Here is a 19,430-nt window from a genome sequence, read left to right on the forward strand (position 1 = left end):
GATAATCGCACACCCATTAATGAAAATATCAAAGCTCAAGAACTACGTCTAATTGGTGCTGATGGTGAGCAGGTAGGCGTCGTATCGATTACTGAGGCACTTGAGATGGCTCAAGCGGCCGAACTTGACCTGGTTCAGATTTCTGACTCAGATCCTATTGTTTGTAAATTGATGGATTTTGGTAAACACCAATACGAAATCAAAAAACAACAGGCTGAAGCTAAAAAGAAACAGCATCAGATCCAGGTTAAGGAAATGAAATTCCGTCCTGCGACGGAAGATGGGGATTATCAGGTAAAGCTACGCAACCTGGTACGTTTCCTAGAAGCAGGGGATAAGGCTAAGGTAACTTTACGTTTCCGCGGCCGGGAGATGGCTCATCAGGAACTGGGCATGAACCTGTTATTACGGATCGAAAAAGATCTGGAAGAACATGGTGCAGTTGAACAGCGTCCTAAGATGGAAGGTCGTCAGATGATCATGGTGATCGCCCCGAAGAAGAAAAAGTAATCCGTAAGGCTGCTTAACCCGTATCTGCCTTTTTGGTAGTCGCGGGTTTTGTCGTTTTTTCCGGATGAAAAAAACTAACGAATGCGTGGAGATTTGTAATGCCTAAGATTAAATCTTGCCGCGGTGCGGCAAAACGCTTTAAAAAGACTGCAAATGGCTTCAAGCACAAGCAGGCCTTCAAAAGTCACATTCTGACTAAGAAAAGCACTAAGCGTAAGCGTCAGCTTCGTCCGATGTTACAGGTTCATGCTGCAGATCGAGCTTCGATCCGTCGTATGTTGCCTTACATCTAGTCGTTTTTTCACTAACAGAATTGAATATAGGAAGGTAAAGAATGGCTCGTGTAAAACGTGGTGTTCAGGCTCGTCGCCGTCACAAGAAAATACTGAAACAAGCTAAAGGTTACTATGGTGCTCGTAGCCGTGTATTCCGTGTAGCTAAACAGGCTGTTATCAAAGCAGGTCAATATGCGTATCGTGACCGTCGCCAAAGAAAACGTCAATTCCGCGCTCTGTGGATTGCACGTATCAATGCTGCGGCACGCTTGAATGGTCTGTCTTACAGCCGTTTTATTGCTGGTATGAAAAAAGCTAGCATTGAAATCGACCGTAAAATACTGGCTGATCTGGCTGTTCACGAACAGGTTGCATTTACTGCTATTGTTGAAAAAGCGAAAGCTGCTTTAGCGTAATATGCTTCACCTCTGCTTACAGAGGTCGCTATTCATTGAGATAGCAGCGTAATTTTAAATAGGGGACGGGTGCAAACTCTTCCCCTATTTTTTCGGTTATTGCGCTGAGTTTGGGCTGATGCTTTTGGTCGCAACAATTCAGCAGAATAACTTAATTTCGAGTTGATAACTCTCCTCTTCCTCCTAATCAATTGGAGCCGGAAATGGAAAACATGACAAGTCTCCTTGAGCAGGCTGTCGCTGCCGTTACAGCAGCCAGCAGTGTTCAGGAGCTGGATCAGGTACGTGTTGATTACCTGGGTAAAAAAGGCCCGTTAACGGCGTTGCGTAAAGGCTTAGGTAAGTTGTCTGCTGAAGAGCGACCACTTGCGGGTGCAAAAATTAACGAAGTGATTCAGCATGTCTCAGAGCAGCTTAATGCGCGTAAAGAGACGCTGGAAGCAGTGGCGCTGGAATCAAAATTAGCATCAGAGACCATTGATGTAACCTTGCCGGGACGCGGTCAGAATCTGGGTGGTTTGCATCCGGTGACGAAAACCCTGGAGCGCATCGAAGCATTCTTCGCAGGTATCGGTTACAGCGTTGCTGAAGGTCCTGAAATTGAAGATGATTATCATAACTTCGAAGCATTAAACATACCGTCGCATCATCCTGCGCGCGCGATGCATGATACCTTTTATTTTAATGCCAATACTTTGCTGCGTACGCATACGTCCGGCGTGCAGATTCGCACCATGGAAACTCAGCAGCCTCCGATTCGTATTATTTGTCCTGGCCGTGTTTACCGTTGCGATTATGATCAGACGCATTCACCTATGTTTCATCAGGTTGAAGGGTTACTGATTGATAAAAACATCAGTTTTGCTGACCTCAAAGGCACGTTGGAGCAGTTTTTACGTGAGTTCTTTGAGGACGATGTGAAAGTCCGTTTCCGGCCATCCTATTTTCCTTTTACTGAACCCTCAATCGAAGTCGATATTGATCGTGGCGATGGTAAATGGCTGGAAGTTCTGGGTTGCGGAATGGTGCACCCAAAAGTATTTGAAATGTCCGGAATCGATCCTGAAGAATATACCGGATTTGCATTCGGTATGGGTGTGGAGCGATTGGCAATGCTGCGATATGGCGTAAATGACTTACGTCTTTTCTTTGAAAACGATCTGCGTTTTCTGGGTCAGTTCAACTGATTCTGAGCGGTTACTTTCAATTGTAGAGCAGTGAAATAAAGATTTTCGGGATAGCAGCATGAAATTCAGTGAAAAATGGTTACGTGAACTGGTAAATCCAGCCATCAATACACAGGCGCTGGTCGATCAAATTACGATGGCAGGCCTTGAAGTCGATGAGGTAGCAGCAGTTGCGCGTGATTTCTCGCGTGTGATTGTGGGTGAAATACTCACAGCCGAGCCGCACCCTAATGCCGATAAGCTACAGGTGTGTACGGTGTCTGATGGTGTCGATATTCATCAGGTGGTCTGTGGTGCACCTAATGCGCGTGCTGGTTTGAAAACAGCTTATGCCACCGTGGGAGCGATGCTGCCAACACCGGATGGCGGTGAGTTTAAAATCAAAAAAGCTAAACTCCGTCAGATTGAATCCTTTGGCATGCTTTGCGCCGAAGATGAGTTGGGTCTTTCTGATGATCATGACGGTATCATGGAGTTGGCTGCAGATGCGCCCGTGGGTGTTAGTTTGCGTGACTATCTGAATTTAGATGATAAAATTATTGATGTTGATCTGACGCCTAACCGTGGCGACTGCCTGAGTATTAAAGGCTTAGCGCGTGAAGTTGGCGTGCTCAATAAAGCGCCAGTGACTTTCGTAGATATACAGCCGGTTGCTGCGACAATTAATGATACCTTTTCTGTTACGTTAGATGCGCCAGCCGCGTGCCCGCGTTATTTGGGACGCGTTATTCGCAACGTCAATATGCAAGCGGTATCGCCTTTATGGATGGTTGAAAAGTTACGTCGCTCAGGTATTCGTTCAATAGATCCGGTTGTCGATGTTACTAACTATGTCCTGCTTGAATTAGGTCAGCCATTACATGCGTTTGATCTGAACAAGCTACAGGGCAGTATTACTGTACGTATGCCCGTCGCTGGTGAAAAGCTAACGCTATTGGATGGCAACGAAGTTGTATTGCAGTCAGACACACTCATCATTGCCGATGAAAATGGCCCTGTGGCGATGGCTGGTATTTTCGGTGGAAAAACCACGGGGGTCACTGCTGAATCCAAAGATATCTTTCTGGAATGTGCCTTCTTTGATCAGATCGCTATTGCGGGTAAAGCGCGCGCTTATGGATTACATACCGATGCCTCGCACCGTTACGAACGCGGTGTTGATTGGCAGTTGCAGCAACAAGCGATCGAACGTACAACACAGCTACTGCTCGATATAGCGGGTGGAGAGGCGGGTCCTGTCAGCGAAGCGGTGAGTGATGAACATTTACCAAAAGCACGTACGGTTACTCTGCGTCATAGCAAAGTCAATGCGATGCTGGCTTTTGAGATGCCGGCCGCCGAGATCGAAGAGATTCTGACGCGTTTAGGTATGCAGATTGAGCCAGCAACAGATCAGAGCTGGACGGTGGCTATTCCATCTTATCGCTTTGATATCAGTATCGAAGTGGATTTGATCGAAGAGTTGGCACGTGTTTTCGGATACAACAACCTGCCGGTCAAATTGCCGACATTGGCATTGCCGTTTACACCGAATGATGAATCTAAAGTCTTGGTGCATGATCTGCGTCGCACGTTGATCTCATTAGGCTATCAGGAAGCTATTACTTACAGCTTTATTGAAGCAGGTTTGCAAAAGCTCTTCGATGATCAATTCGAAGCGTTGGTATTGGCTAATCCTATCTCAGCCGAAATGGCGGTGATGCGTACCAGCATTTGGCCAGGTCTGGTTAAAGCCTTGCAATATAATCAGAATCGTCAGCAATCGCGTGTGCGGTTGTTTGAAACAGGGCAGCGTTTCTTGCCAATCAACGATGACTTGGTTCAGGAAAATGTATTGTCAGGTCTATTGTCAGGTAATCGTGACCCTGAATCCTGGACGGGTAAATCGCAATCGGTAGACTTCTACGACATTAAAAGAGATATCGAAGCAGTATTGAGCTTAGGCGGTTGTCTCGAGCAATACACCTTTGTTGCCGATAAACATGTCGCGTTACATCCTGGACAAACCGCACGCATAGAACGGGCGGGAGAAGTCGTAGGGTATGTGGGTGCATTGCATCCTTCGTTGCTTAAAAAATTAGACGTAAACGGTCCTGTGTATTTGTTCGAGCTTCGCTTGGATAGCTTGTTACAAGGGCGTATTGCACGTTTCTCTGAACTGTCGAAGTTCCCTGAATCAAGACGTGATCTGGCGCTGATTGTCGATGAGACTACAGACTATGAAACGCTTCGTGATATTGCCGGGAAAAATGCAGGCGAGTACCTTAAAAAAATCACTCTATTTGATGTGTACCAGGGCCAAGGTGTTGAAGTGGGACGAAAAAGTCTGGCTTTGGGCTTGACCTGGCAGCATCCATCGCGCACTCTTAATGAAGACGAAATTAATACAGCTGTACAGTCTGTGATTTCAGCCCTGAATAGTGGTGCTGGAGCAACATTAAGAGATTAAATAGCAAAGGTAGAGTTCATGAGTTCTTTAACAAAGGCAGACATGGCAGAACGTTTGTATGATGAGTTAGGTCTGAACAAGCGTGAAGCCAAGGATATGGTTGAATCCTTTTTTGATGAAATACGTGAAAGTCTTGCAGCTAATGAGCAGGTCAAATTATCAGGTTTTGGTAATTTTGATCTGCGCGATAAGCGCCAACGTCCGGGTCGTAATCCAAAGACAGGTGATGAAGTGCCTATTTCTGCTCGTAGGGTCGTTACTTTTCGCCCAGGACAAAAGCTAAAGGATCGCGTAGACGCTTATGCAGACACCCGATCTGAAACAGCCTGATCTCCCAGCAATACCCAATAAACGATATTTCACGATTGGTGAAGTGTCCGTTTTGTGTGAGATTAAAACGCATGTATTGAGATATTGGGAGCAGGAATTTGAACAGATAAACCCTGTTAAGCGTAACAATCGGCGTTATTATCAACAGCAGGAAGTATTGTTATTACGCCAGATAAAAAGTTTGCTGTATGAGCAGGGTTATACTATCAGTGGTGCTAAGCATTGGTTCACCAGCCAGCAAGGCAGCGATGAAAATTTCCGTTACAAAGAGCTGTTACGTCAAACCATTAGTGAGCTGGAATCTATTCTGGTTACACTCAAAAAGCGCTGATTTCACCTCCTTCATCAGCGTTTTCTTTCTTATCAGCAAAGTATTAAAACACCTCTATAAAGCTAATATCAGCGTATTATCTGGTACTAAATTAAGCAAAATCAGGTGGTTGTGACGCTTAAATTCACTGGCACCTGCTGTGTAAATCATTATATATTTAGTCTTATTTTTCGTAGACGAAAAAATTACACAATAAAAGCGGCTGTAGTGAATAAAAACCTTCACATATTCAAATACTTTGGTTAGTATTACCGCCTCTTTGGTAAGGTGATTTATCATCTTGTCATGTGTCGGGGCGTAGCGCAGCCTGGTAGCGCACTTCGCTGGGGGTGAAGGGGTCGCAGGTTCAAATCCTGCCGTCCCGACCAATAAAACCAAAGAGTTAAAGAAATCGCCATAGGGCGATTTTTTATTGTCTGTAAAAAATCGATAGAGTTGCTCTGGCAACCCTATCGATAGCTTCTGTGGTTTAGTAACCTTGTGCTGACGATGTACTACGTCGGGGATCAGCCGCACCGTACAATGTACCGTCTTCTCCAATCATAATGCTCTGAATGGCACCCATCGAAGATTTTGTATGGAGGGTATGCCCCATGCCTTCTAAAAGTGTTTTTGTATCAGGGCTTATGCCTTCTTCGATACGAATTTCATCGGGTAACCACTGATGGTGTATTCGAGAGGCCGCGACGGCTGATTGAATATTCATGCCGTGATCAATCACATTCATTATTACCTGTAAGGTAGTAGTGATAATGCGGGAACCGCCCGGGCTGCCCGTGATCATGAAATTTTTATCATCTTTCTTTACTATCGTCGGTGACATGGAACTCAGCATGCGTTTTTCAGGCTCTATTTTGTTAGCGTCACCACCAATTAAGCCGTAGCCATTGGGTACGCCTGGTTTTGAACTGAAATCATCCATTTCATTGTTGAGAATGAAACCTGCTCCGGGCACGACAATACCTGAACCATAACTGAAGTTGATGGTGTAGGTATTAGAGACGGCATTACCCCATTTATCGACAATAGAGAAGTGCGTCGTTTCATCACTTTCGTAGGACGTGGGCTCGCCAGGCTTAATATCTTTACTGGCTTTTGCTTTATCAGGGTCAATTAGCGTGCGAATGTGGGCAGCGTAGTCTTTATTGGTTAGGCCTTTCACCGGTACTTTGACAAAGTCACTATCACCCAGATATTCAGAGCGATCAGCATAAGCATACTTCATTGCTTCTGCCATCAGGTGGATCGTTTTGGCTGAGTTATGGCCATATTCCCCGATTGGATATCCTTCAAGGATATTTAGAATCTGTACCACATGAGTACCACCGGAACTGGGCGGAGACATAGAATAAACATCATAGCCCCGGTAGCTACCTTTAACGGGTTCGCGGATTTGCGGCTGGTAATCCTTCAAGTCTTGTGCGGTGATCATGCCGTCATGCTTGCGCATATCGTCGACGATCAATCGTGCTGTTTCACCTTCATAGAAGCCCTTAACGCCTAGATCAGAGATGCGCTGTAAGGTTGCAGCCAGATCCGGCTGTTTAAAGACTTCACCCGGCTGATAAGCGCTGCCATCGGCTTTATAGAATACTTCGAGGGTGGAAGGCCATTTTTGCAGTCGGTCTTTCGTGGCTTCCAGTCCTTTAGTAAAACGTGCCGGTACTTCGAAGCCATCATTAGCAAGCTTAATAGCAGGCGCTAATGCCTGCGGCAAACTAATGGTGCCGTATTTTTCGAGTGCTAACGCAAAACCTGCAACAGTGCCGGGTACACCGGCCGAGAGGTGAGAAAAGCGACTGCGTTCTTGAACGACATTGCCGTCATCGTCCTGAAACATTTTTTCATAGGCTGCTTTAGGGGCTTTTTCACGGTAATCGATAGCGACGACATCATTCGTTTTTTCCCGGGAAACCAGCATAAAACCACCACCGCCAATATTTCCTGATCGGGGTTGCGTAACAGCCAGTGCAAAGCCTGCAGTAACGGCGGCATCAATAGCATTGCCGCCATTTTTTAATACGTTAAGTGCGACTTCCGTTGCTAAATGATGGCTAGTGGCAACCATGCCTTGCCGAGCTTCGACCGGTTGGTTGCGCTCTCCTTCGATAATGTTCTGAGCATATACGGGGCTGATTATGAGAGCCGTAGTCATCACAAGAACTTGCAGCGGGTGTGATGTCCATTGTCTTTCAGAGGCTAGTTTCAGAGTCATAAATTAATCCAATAAAAAGCTAATATCGTTTAACCTTGGGAAAAGGTTCATGTTGTTAAAGTACTGGGGTAAGTAAAGGCGCGCTTTCGAAATGTTCCGTCAGGTTACATCGCTTCAGTTAACGCGCTTTTAAGGGCAATTCTTTGCTGATTATTCAGGTAGGTGGTGCAAGCTACGCGTAATAGCGAACTAAAATTACTGATGTCGCCGGTAGCGTCCAGGCGTTCATGGTAGACGCGTGTCAGAAATGTGGAGAGCTTCAGGTTTGCTTCTTCTGCTATCTGATTAAGAATTTGCCAGAATACGGCTTCCAGACGAATGCTCGTGACGTGGCCATCAAGGCGGATGGAGCGGGTTTTTATTTCAAACAAGGCTGCTTCCGTACCTGAATAAAGTTCACACATGATATCCCCCTTTTAGTCTAAAAATAGCGCATTGTTGCGCTAAAAAGCAAGGCTAGTGAGATATCGAGTTTAAAGTGTTTGTGTGTAAAGACTGTGTATATAAAAGTGTCTGTAATAGAGCAGAATAGAAAAAAGTGCCAGTATTCAAAAGAATTCGGGCACTGTTTTATATGGTGTTAAGAAAGTAACTGATTGAACTGTTTCAACCATTCGGGATGAGCAGGCCAGGCGGGTGCGGTTACTAAGTTGCCATCGGTAATGGCGCTATCAACAGGGATATCTGCAAACTCGCCTCCTGCAAGAGTGACTTCAGGCGCACAAGCGGGATAGGCAGAACACTTTTTGCCTTTCAGAACGTTAGCGGCGGCTAACAGTTGCGCGCCATGGCACACCGCGGCAATGGGTTTATTCTGGTTGGCAAAGTGCTGCACCATACTAATCACGCTTGGATTTAAGCGTAAATATTCTGGCGCACGTCCTCCGGGGATCAGCAAGGCATCGAAGTCGGCTGGATTTATCTCGGCAAAAGTACCATTAAGTGTGAAGTTGTGGCCGGGTTTTTCAGTGTAAGTCTGGTCTCCTTCAAAGTCGTGAATGGCGGTTTTAATCGTATCGCCCGCGGCTTTATCAGGGCATACCGCAGTGACTTGATGGCCCATTGCCTGCAGGCATTGGAAAGGCACCATGTTTTCGTAATCTTCTACAAAGTCGCCGGTAATTATCAGAACATGACTCATGACACACCTCTTATTTTTTCGCATGGTTTTTATTACATTTGAATCATAGTAAGCCGTTACTTCTTCGGGCAGGTAGTAGCTGACTACTACCCTCTTTTTTATTATTAGCTTTGTTGTTGCCTCTTATGGCCCAGCTGCAATGCTCACGCTAAAGTGTTTAAGTAAAAGCATTCAAGCTGCTTAAAAAATTTGAGGTTTTTTTAAGCTATTTATTCCGACAGGCGTAATGAATACAGGCAGGATTCTTGCCGTTCGCGGTAGTGTCGTGGATATTCGGTTTGATAAAAAATTGCCCCCCATTCATTCATTATTGCGTGCCGGAGATCAGCAGCAGATCGTTATCGAGGTGTTGGACCAACACGATGTGCATAGTGTCAGAGGTATTGCGTTAACCCCGACACAAGGGCTTGCCAGAGGAATGCTGGTGCAGGATACCGGTGGGCCATTGCAAGCGCCGGTAGGTAAAGGGATTCGATCACGGATGTTCGATGTGCTCGGCAACACGATTGATAACCAAGGGGCGCTCAATGATGTGCAGTGGCGCTCTGTTAATCAGGACCCTCCATCATTGGTGAGACGTTCGACCCAATCCGAGATATTTTAAACGGGCATTAAAATTATTGATGTGCTTATGCCGCTTGAGCGAGGTGGAAAGTCCGGGCTCTTCGGAGGGGCCGGTGTCGGTAAAACAGTGCTGCTTATCAAATGAATGATAAATGGTTACTGGCTATGGAGTTGAACTGGATAAACTGGTCAGATGCCATGAAAAACGTGGTGTTAACTGCAAAAAGTCCAGATAGTTCAGCTGTTGCTGATATTCAATCTACAACAACAATGGATTGGAATGACCAATGGGTTCTCGCTACGGGCATAGCCTACAGCTATTCAGATAAGACCACGATTTATGCTGGTTACAATTATGGTAAAAACCCAATACCTGCCCAGAATAATAATCCTACTCTTGCCGGTATCTTTGAGCATCAACTCACTTTTGGTGCTGGCTATCAATTTAGTCCACTATGGACCGTGTTCGCAGGTATTGAATATGACGTTCGTAAGAAAGTCGATTACACCAATTATGAATTACCTTTTGGTGAAAATTCCCAGCTACGAAATGAGGCAATCTGGTTACATATGATGGTGAGCCGACAGTGGTAGGTTTACCATATCTATAGCTTTTATTTACTCAAAAGGTGAGTATCAAATTTAAATACCTTGCCTGCCCAGATAAATATCACCCAAGCAAGTATGCCAAATGGCATATAGCCCATATAGCCAAGTAATGGCATCTCGGAAAAAAGGTGAATCACGTTGATGTAGGGGATATCGTAAACCCAGTAATTAGGGTTCGTAACTGGCGTTACAGGATGAGCACTGCCATAGTTCCAAAACTCCCAAAAGAATCCATTTACCATGGCAGATAACGCCATGAGTAAAGCAGGTGACCAGTTGCCTTGAGCTATTTCACTGAAGGGTGACCAGATAGATAAACGAATTAATATTCCAGCGAACACCAGCAATGGACCAATCCATAATACCCAAAATAAGGGGTAAGGCCAGAACACCATGAGGGTGATCAATATCAAGCCAAGTGCAATTAATAGATTACCACTCAAAAAGATCTTAATGCCTTGAGCGTAACGACTTACCAAGCTTTGGCAGGTATTAAGTAATGAATACCATTCGAAAATAGCTGGCCAGACAGTGGTGTAAGCCAGTAAGAAAATGATCACAATGGTTTCGTGAGACAGCTCGGGCATAGTGCTATTTGGGTAATACCAATTACCTAAAGCAAAATAGTTAAAATATTCAAACAGATACCAGCCAGCAAGAGATACTAAGGCAGTGATAATAAAGGTTTTGCGTTTAGTAGCGAATAAAGATTGCTTATGTGAGTAGCGATAGACTAAACCATCCAGTACAAAGATAAATCCCCACCACATGGGCGTAAAAGCATAATAGACTAAATTGCCAAATGGCGTTTCTCGTGTCCACATTAGCCACCAAAAAAATAAGGTAACCACAAGACCTATCCAGAACCAGATAGGTAAAGCGACAGGGATGGATGTCGGTTCTGGCGTGACTTTTTTAAAGCCGAACTTGTCTGGGAACAGATATATAGCCGCGATGAGTAGTTCAGCAAAGGCAATAATACAAAAAATGATTAGATTAAAGCCGGGGGCATCTGCGACATATACGGGTGGGAAGGCGCCAAATTCAGGAGGAAGATGTGTTAGCGGATAGGCAAACCAGCTAGTAATAAGCGGCAATATTAAAGCAAGTAATACTGGGAATATAAGTTTTGACATAACTCCATGAGCCGTTAGTGAATATGTTCACGTCGTTTGTGTTGATACATTCTGTTATCGGCAAGTGAAAGTAGTTCATCAGCATCGCGAGCCTCATTCATAAAAGATAAGCCAAAACTTATCCCTGCTTTTTCAAACCCATTCAGTTGCATGTGCTGCATTGTTTCTGAAATTGATTTTTTTATGTTATCGGCAAAGTTAGCGTCTGCACTTGTTACAACAAATTCATCCCCCCCCATTCGGTGTAACACGCCATAATCACCCAGTTTTTTAGACATGACTTTGGCAAACATTTGTAGCAATTCATCACCCTTTTGGTGACCGAATAAGTCGTTACACATTTTTAAGTTATCCATATCCAAGAGCATCAGCATGGCATTCTTATCGAGTTTTGTGAGTGCAAGATCCAAGGCGTAACGGTTAGGTAAGCCTGTGAGTGAGTCGTGGTGAGCAATTTGTAAACTATGCTCAATCATACGCAGGTTATGCTCTTTTTCACGGTAAATTTGAGCAAATTGATAACCTAATACCAAACCGATTAACAATACTTCAGTTGTTACCGCCAATAAGCCAATATGCTCGACATATATCGTATAGATACCATCTAGATCACTGCTCGATATGGCAATCGATCCGATGATAAAAAAAGCAAAGACGGCAATTAGGTAGAAATAGGCGATTTTGTAGCCTTCATAAGCTCTGTATAGGGCGGCAATTAATCCGTAGCTCATCATCAATCCAACCCCCAACCTAGCACATTCTAAAATCCAATTCTTGTTCAATAAGGCAATCAGTAACAACACGCCAAGTGCTATCAGAATGAGCAGTGCCAAACGATCTAATTTGGGATGCGTATGCTGACGTATTTGTAATAAACTTTTAGCAAATAACACGTAAGCCATATTACTAAGTAACAATGGTGCGCCAGCCAAGTAAAACCAGTGTAAGCCGAATAGGTCTGGCGTAATCAACATGCTTGTACAACTGAAAATAACATTCATCCAGATAAAAGTGGTGTACATGATTTCCGCGGTACGTTTTCTAACATATGCCAAAATGGCATAGTAAACACCTAAGCTTAACAATATGCCAATGCTGACGAGCCCGATGAAATTACCCCATTTAATCGCTTGTCGATAATGACTTAAGGTGTCCCAGTAAGGTTGTGGCTCAGCAATAAAATAGGGTGAGCTTAATAACGTAGTTAGCTGATAATTACCTGGAGGCAATGTAAATTCACGACCATGGCGCATAAAAAAGAGGGACACAGTTTTTGATTGAATTCCGCCATCAAACTCAGCAACAAGCTTGCCTGAACTGTCTGTAATATAGTGATGAAAATAACCAAGAACACTGGCATTTTTGAAATCAATTACCCGTGCTTGATTAGCGTCTAAAACATCAAAACTGGCTTGAAAAACAAAATTCCCGCCAGTGAGAACGGGAGTCTCAATTTGATGTGTAACAGCTTCAGAAAAACCCCATGAGGCATTGACTTGATACCATTCACCTTCAAATTGTTGCTGAGAAAAAGCAGTTAAAGGTAGTAATAGAAGGCAAAGACAGAACAAGATATATTTTAGGTGATGTCTTTTTCCAGCAGGTATTGATGTTAATAAACGCATGATCAGCGCCACATTACATGAGGATATAATGACATTATATTAGGATGACCTTGCTATTAGTGTAATAATTTAAACAAAAAATACCATAATTCCCGGCTATGTTCCCGCTAAATGTTGAAAACGTTCTGCCATCATAAAATCCGCCATAAAATCATAAGGTTGATTGTTTTTTGATAGATAATGATCGAACCATCGAAACCAGCCAAGATAGTGAGGTAGATAATTGGTGGAAACACCGTGAAAACGTTGGATCCAGTCCTTAAGTCGTTGGTGGTATCTTGAATCCATTATTGGTAAAGAGTCGCCTCCCATAAAAACCGTCTTGTTCAGGCCGCCTCTTGTTGCCTCATATTACCCCGCGGCAATGCTCACGCTAAAGTGTTTAAGTGAAAGCACTCAAGATGATTAAAAAATTTTGATGTTTTTTAAGCTATTTATGAGTGATGCGGCGCGTTGCCGATCATGTTTTGTTTTGCTGACTATGTAATAGTAAATAAACAGAATAATCATTAAGTTGAGCGTAGATTAGTAAGGCATATGGACATTCCGGCAGGCGTAATGAATACAGGCAGGATTATTGCCGTTCGCGGTAGTGTTGTGGATATTCGTTTTGACAAAAAGTTACCCCCCATTCATTCATTATTACGTGCCGGAGATCAGCATCAGATCGTTATCGAGGTGTTGGATCAGCACGATGTGAATAGTGTAAGGGGTATAGCATTAACTCCAACACAAGGACTTGCCAGAGGAATGCTGGTGCAGGATACCGGTGGGCCATTGCAAGCGCCGGTAGGTAAAGGGATTCGATCACGGATGTTCGACGTGTTCGGTAACACGATTGATAACCAAGGTGCGCTTAATAATGTGCAGTGGCGCTCTGTTAATCAGGCTCCTCCGTCCTTGGCAATACGCTCGACCCAGTCCGAGATATTTGAAACGGGTATTAAAATTATTGATGTGCTTATGCCGCTTGAGCGAGGTGGAAAGTCCGGGCTCTTCGGAGGGGCCGGTGTCGGTAAAACAGTGTTGCTGACTGAAATGATTCACAACATGATAGGGCACCACGAAGGTGTGAGTATATTTTGCGGTATTGGCGAGCGCTCCCGTGAAGGAGAGGAGCTATACCGTGAAATGAAGGCCGCCGGTGTGCTACCTAATATGGTCATGGTTTTTGGCCAGATGAATGAACCGCCCGGTAGTCGTTTTCGTGTAGGCCATGTTGCGTTGACCATGGCTGAGTATTTTCGTGACGATGAGCATCGTGATGTATTGTTGCTCATCGATAATATATTCCGGTTTATTCAGGCCGGATCAGAAATATCGGGATTAATGGGGCAAATGCCCTCGCGCATGGGTTATCAACCGACCATGGGAACCGAGTTATCTGAATTAGAAGAGCGCATCGCTAATACCGACACGGGGGCAATCACCTCGATTCAGGCAGTATATGTTCCTGCCGATGATTTTACTGACCCCGCTGCGGTACACACGTTTTCTCATCTCTCTGCCTCTATTGTTCTGTCGCGTCAGCGTGCCAGTGAGGGGTTTTATCCCGCTATCGATCCGCTGCAATCGAGTTCGCGTATGACAACACCCGGTATTGTGGGCGAGCGCCATTATGCGTTGGCACAAGAGATAAGACGCACGCTCGCTCAATATGCAGAGCTTAAAGATATTATTGCGATGCTTGGCTTGGAGCAGTTATCGCTGCTAGATCGTAACCTGGTAGCGCGGGCCCGCCGTCTGGAGCGCTTTATGACACAACCTTTTTTTACTACTGAGCAATTTAGTGGCAACAAAGGAAAGCTGGTCACACTTAAAGACTCGTTGGACGGCTGTGAACGGATTTTGCGGGATGAATTTAAAGATTATCCAGAGAGTGCGCTGTATATGATAGGTTCGATTAATGAAGCTAAAAAACCGGTTCAACATGCGACTATGATGCAGTCATCGGAGGCCGAACATGGCAGTAGCAAGCATCAATCTTAAGGTACTTCTTCCCTCTCAGCTTTTTATAGAGCAAACCGGCATATTGCACATGGTTGTTGAGACCTGCGACGGTGCCTTTGGATTCTTGCCGCATCGTCTCGACTGCGTGGCGGCGCTTGTACCTGGCATTCTGAGTTATGAAACAGCCGCGGGTGGAGAAGTATTTATCGCGGTGGATGAGGGTGTGTTGGTCAAAACTGGATTTGATGTGATTGTCTCTGTGCATCGTGCGGTGATCGGAAAAGAGTTAAGCGCATTGCATGATCTGATACAGCAGGAGTTTTTGACGTTAGATGAAGAGGAGAAAAGTCTACGCTCGACGATGGTAAAACTGGAAACGGGTTTTTTACGTCGCGTCGCGGGTGTTGACCATGAATAGGCCGCACTTAAAACGTCTGTTGCTGAATAGCCTGTTAAAGATATGAATGATGATTCCGGCAAGCGTGAAAAAAACAGTGAGGAGTTTGCCAGACGAGTAGGTGTAAAGGCCGCACGTAAAGTAAAAGCACGGCGTAACGCAAGGGCTGGGGTATGGTTTGGTTTAGGTATGTTTGGGCTGATTGGTTGGTCGATAGTGATACCGACGTTACTGGGAACAGGGCTGGGTCTGTGGTTAGACAGCCATCAGGTGGGTAAGCATTCCTGGACGTTGGCACTTCTGATGGCTGGATTAACGCTCGGCTGTTTCAACGCATGGCACTGGATTTCCAAAGAAGATCAGGCGATGCGGGATGACTCGGAGGTAGATGATGAACACCATAATGAATGAAATAGTTAACATGTCGATCTCCCAGGTAATTATGTTTTTTGTGGTTCTGTTAATGGGAGGTTTACTCGGTAGTATTTTTTTTGGAGGCTTATGGTGGACTGTACATAAGGGCGTTATATCTAAGCACCCTGTATGGTGGTTTTTGGGTAGCCTTATACTGAGGATGGGTATTGTGCTACCAGGTATTTATTGGGTGGCAAATGCTGATTTGCTGCGGTTATTCATATGCCTGCTGGGTTTTATCATGGCGCGCTTTATGGTGATAAGACTGACGCGTCTTTCCTCACATGCATCCTCACATGCATCCTCACACTCATCCTCGCAAGCACCATCACAATCATTGTCACAAGAATCGTCAGAAGGCTCCCCTCCATGCATATGAGCCCTGATGAAATTATTTTTTGGCAGCTTGGCTTTATAAAGCTGAATGCTACGATTGTATATACTTGGGGATTGATGCTGCTACTCAGTGTCAGCTCAATATGGATCACTCGAAAACTGTCAGGCGAAATTGAGCGTTCACGTTGGCAAAATCTTTTGGAGATCATTGTTACAGCCATTACGCAGCAAATCGAAGACGTAGGTTTGCATCATCCTAAGAAATATATCGGCTTTTTGGGAACACTTTTTCTTTTTGTTGCGATAGCGAGTTTATGTACGATTTTGCCCGGTTATGAAGCGCCGACAGGCTCGTTATCAACAACCGCTGCTCTGGCGTTATGTGTGTTTGTCGCTGTTCCTTTATTTGGCATTCAGGAGCAAGGTCTTGCTGGCTATCTGAAATCCTATTTGTCTCCGACCATTATTATGTTGCCGTTTAATCTTATTAGTGAAGTATCAAGAACCCTGGCATTGGCGGTTCGATTATTCGGCAACATGATGAGTGGCGCAATGATTATGGGTATCTTGTTGGCGATTACTCCCTTCGTGTTTCCGGTTGTTATGACGGCTCTGGGGTTACTAACCGGAATGGTGCAAGCGTATATATTTTTTATTCTGGCTACTGTTTATATCGCGGCAGCTACCCGTACAGGGAAGGCTCAGCCCCTTCAATCACAGCATTAAGATAAGGAAATACGATGGACAGCATGACTTATATAGCAATGATCTCCATTATCATTGCGGGCATTACCACCGGCTTCGGCACTATGGCCCCCGCTTTGGCAGAAGGGCGATCTGTTTCTGCTGCATTGGCTGCGTTGGCGCAGCAGCCGGACGCCTCTGCCACTATCACCCGGACACTGTTTGTTGGCTTGGCGATGATCGAATCAACCGCTATTTATTGTTTTGTGGTCTCTATGATTCTGTTGTTTGCCAACCCTTTCTGGAACTACTATCTGGCGCAAGCCGCAGGACAGTAATATGCTGGTTGACTGGTTTACTGTCGGTGCGCAAACGCTGAATTTTCTGATTCTGGTGTGGTTGCTTAAACGTTTTCTCTATCGCCCCATCCTCGATGCTATTGATTCCAGAGAGAAGAAAATTGCAGCAACACTCGCCGGTGCCGATATGAAAAAGGCGGAAGCGCTTGAAGAACGCGACGATTATGTTCGGAAAAATGCGGAATTTGAACAGCAGCGCGCCGTATTGATGCAAGACTCTATTGAGGAGGCAAAGAAGCAAGGTCAGACGCTTATGGATGAGGCCCGGAAGCTAGCAGATGCGCTGTCTGAAAAACGGCGTAGCGCGTTGCAACAAGAGCAACAGGCTATTCGTGCTGATATTAGCCGTATGACGCGCGAAGAGGTGTTCGCTATCTCACGAAAAGTATTGAGTGATTTGGCGGGAATAGAGCTGGAAGCGCGCATGGTTGAGGTATTTACGAAAAAATTAGCATCCTTGGATGAGCCTCTTAAAACATTTACCGATGCGTTTACTCATAACCATACCCTGAAAATCTCGCACGATAGCGTTCTTGTACGCAGCACCTTTGAGCTTACGGCGGAGCAGAAAGGCGCAATACAGGAAATTCTGCATAAACTAGTATCTGATGCAAATAAGCCAAGTGACTTTTCCATCCGTTTTGAAACAACGCAGGCGCTGATAAGTGGCATTGAAATGATCGCTAACGGACGAAAAATTGTCTGGAGTATCAATGATTATGTCGACACTTTGGAAAAGAGTGTGAGTGCTCTATGGACTGATGCGCCAGATGCAAAGATGAGTACTCACACGATGGACGCCGTTTCAGGCTCTCAAGTACCAGGCTCTCAATTATCAGGTTCTCAAATATCAGAGAAGTCCGTAGCTGATAACCCTATAGCTGGAAAATCAGAATGAGCACGCCGCCTGACACGTTGCATGATGCTTTTGAAAACGCCTTTGTGCGGATAGGGCAAGGGTGCGCACAGGTTGACGCTCAACTGATCTTGCAGGAAATCGGTACCATTATTAGCGTATCAACAGGGATAGCCATGGTCTCTGGATTACCGGGTGTGGGTGCTGATGAATTGTTGGAATTCAAGGATGGAGTTTATGGTATCGCCTTCAATGTGGATGAGGATGATATCGGCGTGGTATTGCTGGGAGAATACTGGCGGCTACACGCGGGCGATGACGTTATGCGCACAGGGCGGGTAATGGATGTAGCGGTTGGCGAGGCGTTACTGGGTCGGGTTATTGATCCGTTGGGCCGTCCTCTTGATGACAAAGGCGCTATTCTGGCCAGCCAGCGGTTACCCATTGAGCGTCGCGCTGCGCCCATTATGGACCGTGCGCCCGTCACAGTACCCTTACAAACAGGTATCAAAGTTATTGATGCACTGATTCCTATCGGGCGAGGTCAGCGTGAGCTTATTTTGGGCGATAGGCAAACCGGTAAAACAGCCATCGCTATCGATACCATCCTTAATCAACGCGGGCAGGGTGTTATCTGCATTTACTGTGCAATAGGTCAGCGTGCTTCCTCAGTCGCAAAAACCTTAGCTGTTTTGAAACAAAAGGGTGCGATGGAATACACGCTTGTGATGGTGGCTGAGGGTAATGATCCCCCAGGGTTGGCTTACATAGCGCCTTACGCAGCGACCAGTATTGGTGAATATTTTATGCAAGCGGGGCGTGATGTGCTGATCGTATACGACGATCTCACCCATCATGCCCGTGCTTATCGAGAGCTCTCCTTATTGTTACGCAGACCTCCTGGTCGTGAAGCGTTTCCGGGTGATATTTTTTATATTCATTCACGCCTGCTGGAACGTGCTACGCATCTGAATAAACACCAGGGTGGCGGTTCACTAACGGCTTTGCCGATTATCGAGACAGAGGCGCAGAATATATCGGCTTATATTCCGACTAACCTGATCTCAATTACGGATGGGCAGATTTACTTGTCGCCATCTTTGTTTGAATTAGGAGTGCTTCCGGCCGTTGATGTTGGGAAATCTGTGTCACGTGTGGGTGGTAAGGCACAACGTTCTGCTTATCGTATTGTGGCTGGCGACCTTAAGCTCGCGTACGTGCAATTTGAAGAGTTAGAGACGTTTGCCCGATTTGGCGCCCGATTGGATGATAGCTCGCGTAAGGTTATCGAGCATGGCCAGCGTATTCGTGCCTGTTTAAAGCAAGCCGCGTTTTCACCTGTTTCGGTAGCGGCGCAAATATCAGTGTTAATAGCATTAGCGGAAAAGTTATTTGATAGCGTTCCGCTTAACCAAATGCAGGCGGCTGAACAGGCCGTTCGGGATGCCGCAATGGATATACCTGAGCAGGTATGTGCTCGCTTTGATACGACCGAACAGTTAAGTGATGACGATAGAGAGGTGATTATGCTGATTGCACAGCATGCACTCGCCGCTTTTCAGTCTGAATCATCATTTGAATCCGAACCTGCCAGTGCCAATGACAGTTCCCGGGACGACGTGTCAGATGAGCAATCCTAATGAGTA

23 protein-coding genes and 1 tRNA gene are annotated in these 19,430 nt (G+C 45.4%); 19 read left to right on the forward strand and 5 right to left on the reverse strand.

Features of this window, described 5'->3' with window-relative positions; genetic code table 11:
* Positions 1-15 precede the first annotated feature (15 nt).
* From infC to Nant_RS03275, 8 genes are all read left to right on the forward strand, one after another.
* The gene (gene infC, locus Nant_RS03240) at positions 16-510 is read left to right on the forward strand and encodes a translation initiation factor IF-3 (RefSeq protein WP_425319948.1); all 495 of its coding nucleotides are present in this window, start codon (positions 16-18) and stop codon (positions 508-510) included.
* Positions 511-608: 98 nt separating this feature from the next.
* Positions 609-803, forward strand: a complete 195-nt coding sequence (gene rpmI / locus Nant_RS03245) for a 50S ribosomal protein L35 (protein ID WP_054340208.1) — start codon at positions 609-611, stop codon at positions 801-803.
* A gap of 41 nt (positions 804-844) precedes the next feature.
* Positions 845-1,201 carry a 50S ribosomal protein L20 gene (gene rplT / locus Nant_RS03250; RefSeq protein ID WP_054340209.1) on the forward strand — a complete coding sequence of 119 codons (357 nt, stop codon included), beginning with the start codon at positions 845-847 and terminating at the stop codon, positions 1,199-1,201.
* A gap of 203 nt (positions 1,202-1,404) precedes the next feature.
* The gene (gene pheS / locus Nant_RS03255) at positions 1,405-2,388 is read left to right on the forward strand and encodes a phenylalanine--tRNA ligase subunit alpha (RefSeq protein ID WP_054340210.1); all 984 of its coding nucleotides are present in this window, start codon (positions 1,405-1,407) and stop codon (positions 2,386-2,388) included.
* Between the two features lie 58 nt (positions 2,389-2,446).
* A complete protein-coding gene (gene pheT, locus Nant_RS03260; protein WP_054340211.1) occupies positions 2,447-4,837 on the forward strand; it encodes a phenylalanine--tRNA ligase subunit beta in 2,391 nt (796 codons plus the stop codon).
* Positions 4,838-4,855: 18 nt separating this feature from the next.
* On the forward strand, positions 4,856-5,167 hold the full coding sequence (gene ihfA / locus Nant_RS03265; protein WP_054340212.1) for an integration host factor subunit alpha: 312 nt from the start codon (positions 4,856-4,858) through the stop codon (positions 5,165-5,167).
* A complete protein-coding gene (locus Nant_RS03270) occupies positions 5,139-5,498 on the forward strand; it encodes a MerR family transcriptional regulator (RefSeq protein WP_054340213.1) in 360 nt (119 codons plus the stop codon). Before ihfA ends, Nant_RS03270 begins: the two co-directional genes overlap by 29 nt.
* Before the next feature lie 291 nt (positions 5,499-5,789).
* Positions 5,790-5,866: transfer RNA gene (locus Nant_RS03275), tRNA-Pro, on the forward strand.
* Between the two features lie 101 nt (positions 5,867-5,967).
* Here the strand turns inward: Nant_RS03275 and ggt are convergent.
* The 3 genes from ggt to Nant_RS03290 form a co-directional block, all read right to left on the reverse strand.
* Entirely contained in the window at positions 5,968-7,653 is a 1,686-nt protein-coding gene (ggt, locus tag Nant_RS03280; protein ID WP_238377063.1) for a gamma-glutamyltransferase, read from the reverse strand.
* A 164-nt stretch (positions 7,654-7,817) separates the two neighbouring features.
* Entirely contained in the window at positions 7,818-8,117 is a 300-nt protein-coding gene (locus Nant_RS03285) for a ribbon-helix-helix domain-containing protein (protein ID WP_054340215.1), read from the reverse strand.
* 176 nt (positions 8,118-8,293) lie between these two features.
* A complete protein-coding gene (locus Nant_RS03290; protein ID WP_054340216.1) occupies positions 8,294-8,854 on the reverse strand; it encodes a DJ-1/PfpI family protein in 561 nt (186 codons plus the stop codon).
* A 226-nt stretch (positions 8,855-9,080) separates the two neighbouring features.
* Between Nant_RS03290 and Nant_RS03295 the strand changes: the two genes are divergently transcribed.
* From Nant_RS03295 to Nant_RS03300, 3 genes are read left to right on the forward strand one after another with little or no spacing between them, the layout of a single operon-like run.
* Positions 9,081-9,458 carry a F0F1 ATP synthase subunit beta gene (locus Nant_RS03295; RefSeq protein ID WP_054340217.1) on the forward strand — a complete coding sequence of 126 codons (378 nt, stop codon included), beginning with the start codon at positions 9,081-9,083 and terminating at the stop codon, positions 9,456-9,458.
* A gap of 15 nt (positions 9,459-9,473) precedes the next feature.
* Positions 9,474-9,563 (forward strand): hypothetical protein, encoded by a 90-nt coding sequence (locus Nant_RS21660; RefSeq protein ID WP_274378313.1) that lies wholly within the window; start codon positions 9,474-9,476, stop codon positions 9,561-9,563.
* Positions 9,560-10,012: an OmpP1/FadL family transporter gene (locus Nant_RS03300; protein WP_054340218.1), complete on the forward strand. Its 453-nt coding sequence runs from the start codon at positions 9,560-9,562 to the stop codon at positions 10,010-10,012. The genes Nant_RS21660 and Nant_RS03300 overlap by 4 nt, the downstream gene beginning before the upstream one ends.
* Before the next feature lie 20 nt (positions 10,013-10,032).
* On the opposite strand, the gene Nant_RS03305 is transcribed toward Nant_RS03300, so the two are convergent.
* On the reverse strand, positions 10,033-11,163 hold the full coding sequence (locus Nant_RS03305; protein ID WP_054340219.1) for a hypothetical protein: 1,131 nt from the start codon (positions 11,161-11,163) through the stop codon (positions 10,033-10,035).
* Between the two features lie 14 nt (positions 11,164-11,177).
* Positions 11,178-12,788, reverse strand: a complete 1,611-nt coding sequence (locus tag Nant_RS03310) for a diguanylate cyclase domain-containing protein (protein WP_054340220.1) — start codon at positions 12,786-12,788, stop codon at positions 11,178-11,180.
* A gap of 537 nt (positions 12,789-13,325) precedes the next feature.
* On the opposite strand from Nant_RS03310, the gene atpD reads away from it, so the two are divergent.
* From atpD to Nant_RS03350, 8 genes are read left to right on the forward strand one after another with little or no spacing between them, the layout of a single operon-like run.
* On the forward strand, positions 13,326-14,777 hold the full coding sequence (gene atpD, locus Nant_RS03315; RefSeq protein ID WP_054340221.1) for a F0F1 ATP synthase subunit beta: 1,452 nt from the start codon (positions 13,326-13,328) through the stop codon (positions 14,775-14,777).
* Positions 14,752-15,156 carry a F0F1 ATP synthase subunit epsilon gene (locus Nant_RS03320; RefSeq protein ID WP_054340222.1) on the forward strand — a complete coding sequence of 135 codons (405 nt, stop codon included), beginning with the start codon at positions 14,752-14,754 and terminating at the stop codon, positions 15,154-15,156. The genes atpD and Nant_RS03320 overlap by 26 nt, the downstream gene beginning before the upstream one ends.
* A gap of 42 nt (positions 15,157-15,198) precedes the next feature.
* Positions 15,199-15,546, forward strand: coding sequence for an AtpZ/AtpI family protein (locus Nant_RS03325; protein WP_054340223.1), 348 nt, complete (start codon positions 15,199-15,201; stop codon positions 15,544-15,546).
* Between the two features lie 31 nt (positions 15,547-15,577).
* Complete coding sequence (locus Nant_RS21870) at positions 15,578-15,928, forward strand: N-ATPase subunit AtpR (protein ID WP_420798923.1); 351 nt, start codon at positions 15,578-15,580, stop codon at positions 15,926-15,928.
* Complete coding sequence (locus Nant_RS03335; protein ID WP_054340224.1) at positions 15,919-16,611, forward strand: F0F1 ATP synthase subunit A; 693 nt, start codon at positions 15,919-15,921, stop codon at positions 16,609-16,611. Before Nant_RS21870 ends, Nant_RS03335 begins: the two co-directional genes overlap by 10 nt.
* 14 nt (positions 16,612-16,625) lie before the next feature.
* Positions 16,626-16,907 (forward strand): F0F1 ATP synthase subunit C, encoded by a 282-nt coding sequence (locus tag Nant_RS03340; protein ID WP_054340225.1) that lies wholly within the window; start codon positions 16,626-16,628, stop codon positions 16,905-16,907.
* Between the two features lies 1 nt (position 16,908).
* Positions 16,909-17,826 carry a F0F1 ATP synthase subunit B family protein gene (locus tag Nant_RS03345; protein ID WP_076496033.1) on the forward strand — a complete coding sequence of 306 codons (918 nt, stop codon included), beginning with the start codon at positions 16,909-16,911 and terminating at the stop codon, positions 17,824-17,826.
* Positions 17,823-19,424: an alternate F1F0 ATPase, F1 subunit alpha gene (locus Nant_RS03350; RefSeq protein ID WP_054340226.1), complete on the forward strand. Its 1,602-nt coding sequence runs from the start codon at positions 17,823-17,825 to the stop codon at positions 19,422-19,424. The genes Nant_RS03345 and Nant_RS03350 overlap by 4 nt, the downstream gene beginning before the upstream one ends.
* The last annotated feature ends 6 nt before the right edge of the window (positions 19,425-19,430 follow it).

Source organism: Neptunomonas antarctica, assembly GCF_001305295.1.
GTDB classification, from domain to species: Bacteria; Pseudomonadota; Gammaproteobacteria; order Pseudomonadales; family Balneatricaceae; genus Neptunomonas; species Neptunomonas antarctica.

What these genes read in the sequence shown, in the direction of transcription:
- rpmI (WP_054340208.1), top strand. Translation starts at nt 609, where the DNA reads ATGCCTAAGATTAAATCTTGCCGCGGTGCGGCAAAACGCTTTAAAAAG.
- rplT (WP_054340209.1), top strand. Translation starts at nt 845, where the DNA reads ATGGCTCGTGTAAAACGTGGTGTTCAGGCTCGTCGCCGTCACAAGAAA.
- pheS (WP_054340210.1), top strand. Translation starts at nt 1,405, where the DNA reads ATGGAAAACATGACAAGTCTCCTTGAGCAGGCTGTCGCTGCCGTTACA.
- pheT (WP_054340211.1), top strand. Translation starts at nt 2,447, where the DNA reads ATGAAATTCAGTGAAAAATGGTTACGTGAACTGGTAAATCCAGCCATC.
- ihfA (WP_054340212.1), top strand. Translation starts at nt 4,856, where the DNA reads ATGAGTTCTTTAACAAAGGCAGACATGGCAGAACGTTTGTATGATGAG.
- Nant_RS03270 (WP_054340213.1), top strand. Translation starts at nt 5,139, where the DNA reads ATGCAGACACCCGATCTGAAACAGCCTGATCTCCCAGCAATACCCAAT.
- ggt (WP_238377063.1), bottom strand. Translation starts at nt 7,653, where the DNA reads ATGACTACGGCTCTCATAATCAGCCCCGTATATGCTCAGAACATTATC.
- Nant_RS03285 (WP_054340215.1), bottom strand. Translation starts at nt 8,117, where the DNA reads ATGTGTGAACTTTATTCAGGTACGGAAGCAGCCTTGTTTGAAATAAAA.
- Nant_RS03290 (WP_054340216.1), bottom strand. Translation starts at nt 8,854, where the DNA reads ATGAGTCATGTTCTGATAATTACCGGCGACTTTGTAGAAGATTACGAA.
- Nant_RS03295 (WP_054340217.1), top strand. Translation starts at nt 9,081, where the DNA reads ATGAATACAGGCAGGATTCTTGCCGTTCGCGGTAGTGTCGTGGATATT.
- Nant_RS03300 (WP_054340218.1), top strand. Translation starts at nt 9,560, where the DNA reads ATGAATGATAAATGGTTACTGGCTATGGAGTTGAACTGGATAAACTGG.
- Nant_RS03305 (WP_054340219.1), bottom strand. Translation starts at nt 11,163, where the DNA reads ATGTCAAAACTTATATTCCCAGTATTACTTGCTTTAATATTGCCGCTT.
- Nant_RS03310 (WP_054340220.1), bottom strand. Translation starts at nt 12,788, where the DNA reads ATGCGTTTATTAACATCAATACCTGCTGGAAAAAGACATCACCTAAAA.
- atpD (WP_054340221.1), top strand. Translation starts at nt 13,326, where the DNA reads ATGGACATTCCGGCAGGCGTAATGAATACAGGCAGGATTATTGCCGTT.
- Nant_RS03320 (WP_054340222.1), top strand. Translation starts at nt 14,752, where the DNA reads ATGGCAGTAGCAAGCATCAATCTTAAGGTACTTCTTCCCTCTCAGCTT.
- Nant_RS03325 (WP_054340223.1), top strand. Translation starts at nt 15,199, where the DNA reads ATGAATGATGATTCCGGCAAGCGTGAAAAAAACAGTGAGGAGTTTGCC.
- Nant_RS21870 (WP_420798923.1), top strand. Translation starts at nt 15,578, where the DNA reads ATGTTTTTTGTGGTTCTGTTAATGGGAGGTTTACTCGGTAGTATTTTT.
- Nant_RS03335 (WP_054340224.1), top strand. Translation starts at nt 15,919, where the DNA reads ATGCATATGAGCCCTGATGAAATTATTTTTTGGCAGCTTGGCTTTATA.
- Nant_RS03340 (WP_054340225.1), top strand. Translation starts at nt 16,626, where the DNA reads ATGGACAGCATGACTTATATAGCAATGATCTCCATTATCATTGCGGGC.
- Nant_RS03345 (WP_076496033.1), top strand. Translation starts at nt 16,909, where the DNA reads ATGCTGGTTGACTGGTTTACTGTCGGTGCGCAAACGCTGAATTTTCTG.
- Nant_RS03350 (WP_054340226.1), top strand. Translation starts at nt 17,823, where the DNA reads ATGAGCACGCCGCCTGACACGTTGCATGATGCTTTTGAAAACGCCTTT.